Raw genomic sequence first — 12,493 nt, 5'->3', positions numbered from 1 at the left:
GAGTGCCTAGAGCGACACCACGGGGAACTCGTTCTCGGTGCGGGCCAGTACGTTGAAGTAGTTCGTCATCACGTTGAGCGCCAGGTTGGCGACGACCTCGCCTATCTCCTCCTCGGTGACACCGGCTTCCAGTGCCGTCTCGATATCCGCTTCGTCCACGTCGCCGGCGTTCTCGGCGATCGTGTTGGAGAGTTGGAGCACGGCGGCGATATGCGCATCGCTGGACTCGCCGCGCCGGGCGCCGTCCAGTTCCTCGCCATCGATCTTGGCCACGTTCGCACCGATCATCGTGTGCGCCGACAGGCAGTATTCGCATCCGTTGAGCTGCGCAGTGGAGATGGCGAGTCGTTCCCGGACCGCAGCGGGCAGGGTGCCGCTGCCGACGGCGCCCGACAGCGCCAGGAAGCTCTTGAGGAGGGTCGGACTGTTGGCCATGCCCTTGGTCATGTTCGGAACTGCGCCCAGGGATTTCTTGACCTGTGTCAGCAGATCTGCCGACTCTCCGGTGGCGGTGTCGGGCTCGACGGGTGCGAAGTGCGTCATGGAGGTTCCTTTCAGAGGAGGATGATTGCTAACGGATAAAGTATTCTCTAGCCGTTAGGAAACATAACACCAACTTCTCATGGATGTAATCCCCTTTACGCGTGATAACGTCGAGATGTGTCGGGCCCCACGTCCGGTCCGCCGGTCACCGATCAGCCGGCGCCGATCGATCTGATGAACACCCTCCGCGCGGATCGACATGCAATCCGGGACGAACTGACATCGCCCGCAGCGCTGCGCGATTGGCTCGTTCGCATGACCGGCGAAGCCTTCGCCGCTCCTCGGCCCGCGGAGTTGGTGGCCGCCCGGCGACTGCGCGACTCGCTGCGACTGGTGGCCGCTGTGTCCACCGGCGATCCTCGCGGCGATTCGACGTGGCCGACCGACGAGGTCGAGAACGCTCTGTCTGTGGTCAACGAGACCGCATCGTGGCGGGCGCGGACGAATCTGGTGCTGCGTGCGGGCCGGGTCCTCGGCGACGTCGTCTTTCACACCTCGCCGGTGAGCGCCGCCCTCGGGGACGTGGCCCACGAGGCGGTCGAGTTCTTCGCCGGACCCGCGGCTCAAACCCTGCGTCCCTGCTGCGCCCCTCGATGCGTGCTCTACTTCGTCAAGACTCACCCCCGCCGGGAATGGTGCTCGCAGACATGCGGCAACAGGGTGCGTGCAGCGCGTCACTATCAGCGCATCCGCCCGCAGGTGTGAATCGGATTCGGGTGCAACCTTTTCGGCTCAGGGTCTCACAGCGAATGAACGAGGTTGACCACCTCGGTCAGGATTCCCGGATCCGTAGCGGGGAGAACTCCGTGGCCGAGGTTGAAGATGTGTCCGGCAGCCCCCGCCTGGACCGCGCGCCGTCCCTCTGAGATGACCGCCCGTACCGCCTGCTCGGCGACCGGCAATCCTGCCAGCAAGGCGACCGGATCGAGATTGCCCTGCAGCACAGTCCCCGGCCGAGCGCGAGATGCCGCGTCGACCATCGACGTTCGCCAATCCACGCCGAGCACGGGTTCCGCCGCGTTGCCGAGCGCGTCGGACATCGCGCTCAGAAGTTGGGTTGTACCCACGCCGAAGTGGGTCATGGGCACGCCCGCATCGGACAGGGAGGCGAAAACATGAGTGGTGTACGGAAGCGCGTATCGGCGATAATCGTTGAGCGACAGTGCCCCTGACCACGAGTCGAAGACCTGGATCGCGTCCACTCCGGCGTCGACTTGCACCCTCAGGAACGTGATGGTGACCTCTGCCAGCCACCACATGAGCGCGCTCCACGCGTCGGGGTCGCCGAGCATCATCGCCTTGGTGCGCTCGAAATGGCGGCTGGCTCCGCCCTCGATCAAGTAGGTCGCCAAAGTGAACGGGGCGCCCGCGAAGCCGATCAGCGGCACATCGCCGAGCTCCCCGGTCAAGGAGTGCACCGCATCGGAGATTGCGGTGAGTGACAGTGGATTCGGCGGCGTCATGGCGTCGACGTCGGAACGGCATCGAACCGGACGCTGCACGACCGGGCCGACCTCGTTGACGATGTCGACGTCGACACCGGCGGCGCGCAAGGGGACGGTGATGTCGGAGAACAGAATCGCGGCGTCCACACCGTGACGCCGCACCGGTTGGAGGGTGATCTCCACGACGGAGTCCGAGTCGAAGCAGACCTCCATCATGGGGGCCCCGCCGGAACGGAGCTGCCGATACTCGGGCAGCGAGCGGCCAGCCTGCCTCATGAACCACACCGGCATATGAGTCGGCTTACCACCTGCGGCTGCAACCAGGTACGGCGAACCAGGTAGAGCGCGACGACTGTTCATCTCGGCGATGGTGCACGCTGCCGTCCTCGTCGGTGATTCGTAGATCGATCGACGCGGATGAGCATCACCGAATCCCGTCGAGATGAGCTGCCGGCGTCGTGTTCGCAACCGCGCGCCGTTCCGTGGTAGCTCGTGACGACGTGCCGCCGAAGCTCTGTGGAATGTCAATAGTCAAGTGTCGCACCCCGTCATGAACAGCACTTGGAGCCGATCTTGGTAGGAACGCAACCATGCAACCGCCCGCCTCGGATCAGTCCTCTGATCGCCACCCGAATCGCGACTGTTCGTCAGCCCTCGAGACGTTGCGACGACGATGAGTCCTGACTTCGGCATCATCGGCGGTGGAATCTCCGGTCTGGTCGCCGCCTATCGCCTGCGAGTCGCAGCCGGGCCGCTCGCGTCGATCACCCTGTTCGAGCCCGCCGATCGGCTGGGCGGCGCCTTGCGGACCGAACGAATTGCCGACCAGCCGTTCGATATCGGCGCAGAGGCGTTCCTGGCCCGGCGGCCCGAAGTGCCACGCTTGTTGGCCGAGCTCGGCATGTCCGAGCTGGCGATCGGCAGCAGATCAGCAGCGCGCCCCACGCTGTACAGCGGAGGTAGACACCACCGGATGCCGGTCGGCACGGTGATGGGGATTCCCACGCAATCCTCGTCGATGATCGGGCTGGTCGACGACGAGACCGTCGCGCGAATTGACGAAGAGCCCGCCCGGCCGATGCACTGGATAACGGGTGCGGATCCCAGTGTCGCCGAACTCGTCGGAGACCGATTCGGCCAGCAGGTTCTCACGCGTTCGGTCGACCCACTGCTCGGCGGGGTTTACGCCGGGTCCGCCGCGACGATCGGTGTGCGGTCGGTGATTCCCGCGGTGGCCGCCGCCTTGGACGGCGGCGCCGCCAACCTCACCGCCGCGCTCAAAGCGTCCGTGCCCGCGCCCGCTGGAGGCGATGTCCCGATGTTCGGGGCGATACGGGGTGGCTTCGAACTGCTGGTGGACGAATTGGTCCGCGCCTCGAAGGTGCAGTGGGTGCGCGCGACCGCTACGCGTATCGACTCCGCGACCGGCGGATGGGAGGTGCGGCACGGCGATGGCCAGCGGTCCCGTTTCGACGGCCTCGTCCTGGCTGTTCCCGCGCCGCGCCTGTCCTCGTTGATTCAGTCGATCGCTCCGATTACCGCGGCGGCCGCCACGCGAATCGAGGTCGCCTCCGCGGTGGTCGTTGCGCTGGCGCTGCCGGAGGGCACCGCGCTGCCCGACCAATCCGGCGTCCTGGTGGGCAGTGACGAGCCTCTGCGCACGAAGGCGATCACGTTGTCCTCACGGAAATGGGCCAAGACCGGGAACGTCGAGCTCGTTCGCGTGTCCTTCGGTCGATTCGGCGAGAGCGCGGCGATCGGAGCCAGCGATGCCGATCTGCTCGAATGGGCCAGGCACGATTTGGCGACGATCTTCGGGATCGACGCGAGACCGCTGGACAGTCGTATTCACCGCTGGACCGACGCCCTACCCCAATACGGTCCCAATCATGGCGACCTAGTCGCCGAGTTGCGTAGCGGGCTGCCACCACAGATAGAGGTGGCTGGCGCTTACCTGGACGGCATCGGTGTGCCAGCGTGCGCTTCGTCGGCCACGAAGGCGGCACAGTTCTTGACGGCGGCCGTCATGGCGACGTGAGCGAGAAACTACCCCTGCAAGTCATGGCATTCGTTTCGTTCATGTCACCGTGTATGCCGTTGTCGCCCGCACCGCCTTACATGGTCGGTGGCGGTCCCGCCGGGCTCGCTGTCGAGACCTGCGCTTCGGCGCCCTTGCGTACTCAGAAAGGTCCGAAATGAACCCCGAACCACTGCCGGGAGAAGTAGGAGCCGCAAGCGATGGCGCCTACACGCAGATGGTCGAATTCATCTACGGCTACGCGGTCAGTCAGACAATCCGTGCGTTCGCCGAGCTCCGCATCGCCGACCATCTCGGCGGCGGCCCGGTGTCGGCGCAGGACATCGCCAGCCGCGAGGACGCATCCCCGATTTTCGTCGGTCGTCTGCTGCGCGCCGGCACCGCTCTGGGGTTGACCGTGGCGGTCGACGACGCCGTCTACGCGGGCACAGACGTTTTGGCTACGTTGCGTGTGGACCACCCCCGTTCGTTGCGGGCGCAGGCGCTGTCGTTCACGAGTGAGCCCATGTGGAAGGCCTGGTCGCAGTTCGTCCCGACGATTCGAACCGGCAGCACCCAGGCTCACCTAGCACTCGGCGAGGATTTCTTCACCTATCTAGGGCGTCACCCAGAGCACGGCGCGAACTTCAGTGCGGCCATGTCGAGTGCCACCGCGGTGTGGAGTGACAACATCACCGACGTCCTCGACACCAGCTCCGTTCAATGCGCTGTCGACGTGGGTGGCGCCACGGGGGCGTTGCTACGACGATTGCAGGTTGCCAACCCCGCGCTGAAGGGGGTGGTCTTCGATCAGCCACAGGTGCTCGACATGGCGCGTAGCGAGACTGCGGCCGAGGGATTTCCGAGTCGCACCGACTTCTTCGCGGGTGATTTCTTCGACACCGCCCCCGTCGGGGATCTGTATTTGCTGAAGTTCATCTTGCACGATTGGGACGATGAGCGTTGCATCGAGGTACTGCGCCGGTGCCGCGAGGCGATGCTGCCGGGCGGCCGAGTGGTGGTCATTGACTTCGTCTGGGATGCAACCAATCCAAGCCAGGTGGCGGCGATGTCCGACGTGTCGATGATGTTGTTCTTGACTGGCCACGAACGCACGCTCGACGAGTTCGACGCCCTCTTCGCCGCGGCCGGATTGCGCCGAACCTCCGTGCGGCCGACTCGGCTTCCGCAGTTCGTCATCGAGGCTGTCGCGATCTGAACGCCGTCATGGACGTCCGACACCGACGAACATCGCCGGACGGCTCGGGTGCCAGCGGGCGAGGTGCCATCTCATCGGAACCCTACGGCCCGCGTTCGACTTGCATCGGGATCCGAAACGTCCTAGAGCCCATCAATACCGCCTGAAAGCAGACTGCGCCCTCGGAAACTGATGCGCAGCAATCTGCCTCCACTGCCACGAAGCGCAATGACACTGCTCGTCCTGAGCTGCTGAACACGATTCGGGTCTGTTTTCGACGGGCACCGCCCCTACGCTCACTGAGACGCTCTATTGGAGCAGGCGCAGGTCGTCGTCACCGTCGTGCGTTGTCATCGGCCGGCCGGATCCGCCGACACATCAAAGGGGGCGGGTAAGCCAGTCCGCGGATCGGAAGGCGGGTCCCGGCCGCGGAAGACGAGCAGCCGGGCCAGTCGAGTCACTCCTCTCGTTCACGGCGGAATGGAGCGATTCGAGCGAGATGCTGGCACGGCTCGCCGGGGGGGTGACGAGCCGCGCCAGCGGCAACCGGTCTGAGTTACTGCAAACCGGCAGAGCACACCGGGCGGGGGGTGGCCGGTGTGCTCTGGTTGGCTTCGGTGGAACTCATTATGCTGTCCGCGGCTCGTTCGTGGAACAGTTCGACCATTCGGATCTCTCAAGCCAGCCATGCAGCGAACTGCGAGCAGCTCACGCCGCCCGGGTAACCATCGGCGGAGGCGGTGTCGGGCGCTGCGACGGGTTTAGCGGGTCGGTTCGGCGGTGTCGGAAGACGAACCGCGACAACATCAAAGGACTGCCAGTGGCTCGTTACCGGATGCGGTCCCGTCGGCCGGGGAGCAGCGACGCTGGTTCCGCAAATAGGCACAGGCCGGATCAAAAGCAGCCTCACTACACTGTATTTGAGACCTAGAATGACCAATCGGGATGACGGCCCGCTGGACTGACCAGCGAGCACATGCTGATCGACGCTGCCCGGGCCCGCTGGCTTGCCGTCAGCGTCCGGCATATGGCCGCCCAAAAGCGTTTTCCCACAGAGGAACACTACTCGAACGGCGCACCGTCGTACGGCGGTCAGCACACGAGATCAATGGTCAGCTGGAACAGCCCCGAGCGCGGTACGCGCGGTTGGTTACGAAGGTAGCGCGTCCGAGACGTTCTGAAACCTATTATCTGACAACGATAGTGCGCCTCGTTCGGGTCGAGTTCCACGACCCACCGCGGTGGGGACTGCCAGCGGGAATGCCTGGCCGGGTGGGTGCGCACCCGAACGCCGTTTCCAACACCGATTGCTTGAAGAGCTCGGGTTGCGTCAGTCGTGCAGTTCGCTGGGAAGCCGGCTCCCGTCGTGAGCTTCGATGTCGAGCGGATTCGGGCCAGGCTCGACAACGAGATTGGCCAATCTCTCGGGTGAGAGTATGTGACGGAGTTCGTGTTCCGACAGCTCACCGCGGGCTAGGGTGATGTCGACGACTGGCCGGCCGGTGAGGAGGGCCTCGCGGGCGATGTCCGACGCGGCGGCATAGCCGATGTGTGGGTTGAGAGCTGTGGCGAGACCGATGGAGTTGTGGACATGGCTGGCCATCGTCTCGATGTTGGCGGTGATTCCCCGGACACACTGCGTGGTGAGTGTGTTCGTCGCCGCGGTAAGAGAGGCGACGCTGTCGAGCACCGAGTAAGCGATCACCGGGAAAAACGCGTTGAGCTGCAATTGGCCGCTCTCGGCCGCCATCGTAACGGTAAGGTCCCGTCCGATGACCGCATAACAGACCTGAGTGACCACCTCGGGGATGACCGGGTTCACCTTACCCGGCATGATGCTCGATCCTGCCTGTACAGCAGGAAGATTGATTTCATTGAGTCCGGCGCGGGGACCCGACGATAGCAGTCTCAAATCGTTGCAGATTTTGGACAGTTTCACCGAGATGCGCTTCAGCACCCCGGACAATTGTACGAACGCTCCAGGGTCGGACGTGGCTTCGATGAGATCCGCCGCCGTGGTGAACTGTCGGCCCGTGATCAGATTCAGGTTCGCACATACCGACGAAACGTAGCCCGGGGGGGCGTTGAGACTCGTTCCTATCGCGGTCCCACCTAGATTGATCTCGTGAAGTAGAGCGATGGATTCAGCGAGGCGGAGACGATCTTCGCCGATGGTAACCGCATACCCTTGGAACTCTTGGCCAAGGGTCATCGGCACGGCGTCTTGCAGTTGCGTGCGGCCGACTTTGAGTATGCGGGCGAAGGCCTCGGCTTTCGCCGTGAACGCCGTAATCAGGTTGCCCATTGCCGCATCGAGTTTCTCGCAGCAGTCGATGACTGCGATGCGCAGGGCCGTTGGATACACGTCGTTGGTGGACTGGCCCATATTCACGTGGTCGGCCGGGTGGAGGAGCAGGTGATCTCCTTTGGTATGGCCCAAGATCTCCAATGCGCGGTTGCAGACGACCTCATTGACATTCATATTGGTGGAAGTGCCCGCGCCCCCCTGTATCACGTCCACCGGGAACTGATCAGACAGTTTCCCGGTGCGAATCTCCTCACACGCCTGGACTATTGCGCCGGCCTGCTCGGAGGAGAGCAGCCCCAGCGCCCCGTTGGTTATCGCCGCGGCTTGCTTGACAGCCGCCAGCGCGGCAATGAACTCGGTGTACTTTCCAACTGGTATCCCGGTGATCGGGAAGTTCTCGACCGCCCGTGCGGTGTGGACACCCCAGTACGCGTCGGAGGGAATTTCTCTGTCCCCCAGTAGATCATGCTCGACGCGGATCTTGCCTTGAATGATGAAGCTCCTAAACTCGTGGTGGATCGATCGCCTGCTGAGGCAGATCAGCGCAGGCGTCTCAGCTGACGAAGTCGTGCGGATGCCGGCGACTCCCGACACGGGAATTCGCGGACACGCGTTATCTGACTCAACGGACTGCCGCGGCGGGTGTTCCTTCTTGCTCGATTGCCTCGGCATCCAGCGGCCTCGGCCCGCGACTGGATCGCCGTAGGCGTTTCTCCAACGCAGTTGCGAAAGCAGACAAAGTGAAATTGGCGGCAGCCATCAATACGGCGATCACAATGAGGGCAGGGATGAAGTTACCGTAGGACGACCCGATGACGGTGCCCTGGCGCACCATTTCCACGTATGTGATCTGATAGCCGATCGCGGTGTCCTTAAGAACCACTACAAGCTGCGAGACCAGTACGGGCAGCATCGACGTAATGGCCTGCGGCAGAAGAACCAAACGCATGATCTGACTCCAGCGAAGGCCAAGTGCCTCGGCAGCCTCAGACTGTCCGCGGGGCAATGCCGTGATGCCGGATCGGATGATCTCGGCGATCACGGCGCTGTTGTACAACGTCAGTCCGGTGATCACTCCGGCTAACGCGAGATGGCGAGACGGGAAGATGTCGTAAGAGGCGAAGAGGTAGTAGGTGAAGATCATCAGAATCAGAACTGGGACCGCTCTGAACAATTCGACGTAGGTCGCGCAAGCTCGGCTGATTGCTCTGTTGCTCGAGAGTCGGCCGACCCCGAAGAACAAACCCAGCAACAGAGCCAGCGCTATTGATGCAAATGCCGCGGTTAAAGTGCCCCGCACGCCTGGCAGCACATAGGTCGACCACAAGTTCGCCGTCCCGAATGGCAACCACTTGCTCGCGTCGAACTGGCCCTTAGCATCCAGTCGTGAGTACACGAGCCAAACCGCGACCAAGATTGCGACGATGGTGGCCGCGGCGACCGCCGCGTTGCGTACACGGGCGCGCGGTCCCGGGATGTCGAAAAGGTTCGACGTGCCGCTCATGGCGTTTCCTTCTTGTCGTTGCTCGTCGTCATCGGACCACCGCGAATTGCTTGCCGAGCCAGCCGAATAGAAAGCCCATTGGCAGTGTGAGGATGACGAACCCCAGCGCGAAGATTGTGCCGACAATGGCCAGTGCGGCGGTGTCCTCGATCATCTCCTTCATCAATAGAGCGGCTTCGCCTACGCCGATGGCTGAGGCGATCGTCGTGTTCTTGGTCAACGCGATCAGTACGGAACCCAACGGAATGATGACCGCTCGGAATGCCTGCGGTAGCAACACCATTCGCAGATTCTGACCGAAGGTCAACCCCAACGACCTGGCGGCCTCAGCTTGACCCAACGGCACGGTGTTGACGCCGGCACGGACGGTCTCGCACACGAACGAGGCGGTGTATATCGTCAATCCCAGCACCGCCAGCCGGAAGTTGCTGTCCTCGATCGAGGTCAAGGACTGTGCATCTACCAGGGTCATGCCCAGTGTTTGAGCCAGGCCGAACGAGCAAAACAAAGTGATGAGGGTCAAGGGTGTGTTGCGCACGAGATTGACGTACGCAGAGCCCAGCCAGTTCAGCGTGGGGACCGGTGCTAGACGCATCGCGGCCAGCACAGTGCCGAGGATCAGCGCTCCCGCGCCCGAGCACACGGTCAATTGGATTGTGGTCCAAAACGCCTGGAAGATCTGGTCAGAATAGGTGGAGAATATTTCCAATGCTCTCTCCCGATGCCAGGATGGTTGGTTAATGGTCTAGCGGTGGCGGTACCGGTGCAGTGACGCCTCCTGCGCCAAGGTTCCTGTCGAAGGCTGCTTTCCACTCCCCGTCGGCTTGCATCTTGGTGATGGCGTTGTTGATCTTGGCCTGCAGTTCGGTGTCACCCTTCTTCAGACCAATGCCGTAGCGCTCCTCGGAGAAGGGCTTACCGACGATTTTGAATAGGCCAGGCCGTTGGGCGGCGTAACCGGCCAGAATCGTTTCATCGGTTGTGACGGCGTCTACGGCACCGTTCTTCAGCGCTTCCACACAGGCCGAGTAAGTGTCGTACTGCTGCAACTGAACGCCGGCGTACGTATCCTTGATGTGTTGGGCGGGGGTGGAGCCCGCCACGGAGCACAGCTTCTTGTTGTTCTGCAGTGAGTCAGCTCCAGTGATGTCTGTACTGTCGGCGTTGACCAGCAAACTCTGACCGGTGACGAGGTAGGGCCCGGCGAATGAGACTTTCTGTTTGCGTGCGTCGGTGATCGAATAGGTCGCGGCGATGAACTCGACCTGATCGTTCTGGATCAGTGTTTCGCGTTGTGCCGAAGGGGCTTCCTTCCACTCAATCTTGTCGGGTGCGAAGCCCAGTTGCCCTGCGATGTAGGTGGCTACGTCGACATCGAACCCGCTCAACGTGCCGTCCGGGTTGCGTAACCCCAGCCCGGGTTGGTCGAACTTCGTGCCGATGACGATTGTTCCGTCATCACTGCTGGATCCGCCGCCGCAGGCGGTCGCCGAGAGAGCTAGCCCGGTGGCCAGTGTCATGGCAGCGGCAATCCGCAATCTGGAGAAGAACCTACGTGTCGAGATCACTGTCTTCCTTTCGCTGAGGTGTTAGTGGTTGAGGATCTTGCCGAGGAAGTCCCTGGCGCGATCGGATCGGGGATCGGTGAAGAAAGCTTCCGGTTCGGCGTCTTCGACGATCGCGCCATCTGCCATGAAGATGATCCGATCCGAGGCACGGCGTGCGAAGCCCATCTCATGGGTCACTACCACCATCGTCATGCCCTCCTCGGCGAGCGATGTCATCACCGCCAGGACTTCGTTGATCATCTCGGGATCCAGAGCGCTGGTGGGCTCGTCGAACAGCATCACCTTCGGTTTCATCGCCAGGGAGCGGGCTATCGCGACGCGTTGCTGCTGCCCTCCAGATAACTGAGATGGATATTTGTCGGCCTGGTTGGCAATGCCGACCCGTTCCAACAGTGACATCGCCGACTCGCGGGCTTGTTGTTTGGACTGTCTACGTACTTTCGTCGGAGCGAGCGTGACATTCTCAAGAATTGTTCTGTGCGCGAACAGGTTAAAGGACTGAAACACCATGCCAACGTCAGAGCGGAGCTGTGCGAGCTTCTTCCCCTCCGCGGGCAGGGTCTCACCGTCGATCGCGATGGTGCCGCTGTCGATCGGCTCGAGCCGGTTGATGGTGCGGCACAACGTGGATTTGCCCGACCCTGATGGGCCCAGGACCACAACAACTTGGCCGCGTGCTATGTCCAAATTGATGCCCTTGAGGACGTGCAAGCTACCGAAGTGCTTGTCAACGCCGTGCATTGACACCATCGGAACGGATTCAGTCATCGCACTTCACGATCTGGCTGACGAGCTGATACGCAAGCGCGCATCAGCAGTGGGCTCGGGCCGCAGAATAGATCGGGTCGATACCCAGGGCCTAGCATCATGAAATCAAAGCCTTTCGCTGACGTGGCTGCGGAACAGCACATGGCTCTGCTGACGTAGTCAGGCAGTGGTGCACTGCTGAGTTGGTAGGTCTTCCAATAGGTGTGAAAACAGTCGCCTTTGACGAAGTGACCAACGGCGGATCAAGTTACAGCATTGAACGTCGGCCGCATAGCCAAATGAGTCAGGTCTCGCAAGAAACCGGCGCGGGCTCGTACGTCGGTGCTTGCCGGCCTCGAACAACCATTTGGGCGGGGGGTCGGAGACGATGGTGTCCGACTCGACCGACCGTCAGGGGCAGACCACATCCACGCCACGCGAAACACCGGATTGGCTCCGCCCTCGGCCGCGGCACTACCGAAAATTCCAAGTGGCAAGCATCAGATATCTTCAAAACCATCGTGCAGCAACTATGTTGCGCGGCTCCGGTGTTCCCATCTTTGAGATCGCCCGGGCGGTGGCAGACCGCCGACGAGGTCGAGCTCGCCACCTGAAGGTTCGGATCGCGCACAAAGCCGGCCACCGCCTCAACCTGCCTTCGTGACATTCCGTTCCTCGATCCGACGATGGCGTCCTCCAATTGCACAACCAGGTCATTTGTGGACGAAAAGACATGCGATGCATCAAATTGAATGCGAACCAAGAAAATACGAATCCTTAAACGTAGGTGTAGCCGAACTTCCGCCCTTACCGTCGTTGTGTGGTCGGGTTGTCGTCGGTGAGTGGGCGGCGAGTCCGAGTATTCGGGTTTCGCACGGAGTTCGCGTGGTGGTTGAGTTCGGCGAGAGCCGGTGAATGCCGACGCGGGCCTTTGATCGCGGGGTTCACGAGGAGCGGGTTGTCCGTGGCGGTGCGGAGCTCGCTGGGTGCGCCGCTGCCGGCGCCATCCACATCGGCTGTCGTCGGTTGTGGTGTGGGTGGGGGGTGGTGGTGGTGACGATTGAGTTGCCGGTGGTGTTGCAGCCGGTGGCGTATTTGGCGGGGTCGGCGTGGCCTCAGGGTGATGAGTCGCGTTGTTATGTGATGGCGGGGGTGTTTCATCG

General features: G+C 62.4%; 10 protein-coding genes. 3 read left to right on the top strand and 7 right to left on the bottom strand.

The window, feature by feature from the left end:
- Positions 1–6 precede the first annotated feature (6 nt).
- The gene (locus G6N61_RS01000) at positions 7–543 is read right to left on the bottom strand and encodes a carboxymuconolactone decarboxylase family protein (RefSeq protein WP_163916386.1); all 537 of its coding nucleotides are present in this window, start codon (positions 541–543) and stop codon (positions 7–9) included.
- A 174-nt stretch (positions 544–717) separates the two neighbouring features.
- Here G6N61_RS01000 and G6N61_RS00995 point away from each other — a divergent pair, with 174 nt between their 5' ends.
- The gene (locus G6N61_RS00995) at positions 718–1,248 is read left to right on the top strand and encodes a CGNR zinc finger domain-containing protein (RefSeq protein WP_235887133.1); all 531 of its coding nucleotides are present in this window, start codon (positions 718–720) and stop codon (positions 1,246–1,248) included.
- A 35-nt stretch (positions 1,249–1,283) separates the two neighbouring features.
- On the opposite strand, the gene hemE is transcribed toward G6N61_RS00995, so the two are convergent.
- A complete protein-coding gene (hemE, locus tag G6N61_RS00990; protein ID WP_163916382.1) occupies positions 1,284–2,348 on the bottom strand; it encodes a uroporphyrinogen decarboxylase in 1,065 nt (354 codons plus the stop codon).
- Positions 2,349–2,661: 313 nt separating this feature from the next.
- On the opposite strand from hemE, the gene G6N61_RS00985 reads away from it, so the two are divergent.
- Together G6N61_RS00985 and G6N61_RS00980 are read left to right on the top strand one after the other, a co-directional pair.
- Positions 2,662–4,026 (top strand): protoporphyrinogen oxidase, encoded by a 1,365-nt coding sequence (locus tag G6N61_RS00985; RefSeq protein ID WP_163916380.1) that lies wholly within the window; start codon positions 2,662–2,664, stop codon positions 4,024–4,026.
- A gap of 157 nt (positions 4,027–4,183) precedes the next feature.
- Positions 4,184–5,224 (top strand): methyltransferase, encoded by a 1,041-nt coding sequence (locus G6N61_RS00980; RefSeq protein ID WP_163916378.1) that lies wholly within the window; start codon positions 4,184–4,186, stop codon positions 5,222–5,224.
- A 1,309-nt stretch (positions 5,225–6,533) separates the two neighbouring features.
- Here G6N61_RS00980 and G6N61_RS00975 read toward each other — a convergent pair.
- From G6N61_RS00975 to G6N61_RS00955, 5 genes are all read right to left on the bottom strand, one after another.
- Entirely contained in the window at positions 6,534–8,006 is a 1,473-nt protein-coding gene (locus G6N61_RS00975) for an aspartate ammonia-lyase (RefSeq protein WP_235887132.1), read from the bottom strand.
- Between the two features lie 127 nt (positions 8,007–8,133).
- Entirely contained in the window at positions 8,134–9,015 is an 882-nt protein-coding gene (locus tag G6N61_RS00970) for an amino acid ABC transporter permease (protein ID WP_163916374.1), read from the bottom strand.
- A 28-nt stretch (positions 9,016–9,043) separates the two neighbouring features.
- Positions 9,044–9,724, bottom strand: coding sequence for an amino acid ABC transporter permease (locus G6N61_RS00965; protein WP_163916371.1), 681 nt, complete (start codon positions 9,722–9,724; stop codon positions 9,044–9,046).
- Between the two features lie 28 nt (positions 9,725–9,752).
- A complete protein-coding gene (locus G6N61_RS00960) occupies positions 9,753–10,535 on the bottom strand; it encodes a glutamate ABC transporter substrate-binding protein (protein ID WP_163916369.1) in 783 nt (260 codons plus the stop codon).
- 69 nt (positions 10,536–10,604) lie between these two features.
- Entirely contained in the window at positions 10,605–11,333 is a 729-nt protein-coding gene (locus G6N61_RS00955) for an amino acid ABC transporter ATP-binding protein (protein ID WP_170314447.1), read from the bottom strand.
- Between the last annotated feature and the right edge of the window lie 1,160 nt (positions 11,334–12,493).

The organism is Mycolicibacterium arabiense (assembly GCF_010731815.2).
GTDB classification, from domain to species: Bacteria; Actinomycetota; Actinomycetes; order Mycobacteriales; family Mycobacteriaceae; genus Mycobacterium; species Mycobacterium arabiense.
The sequence above is the reverse complement of the archived record's forward strand: the minus strand, read 5'-3'. Positions and strand labels throughout refer to the sequence as shown.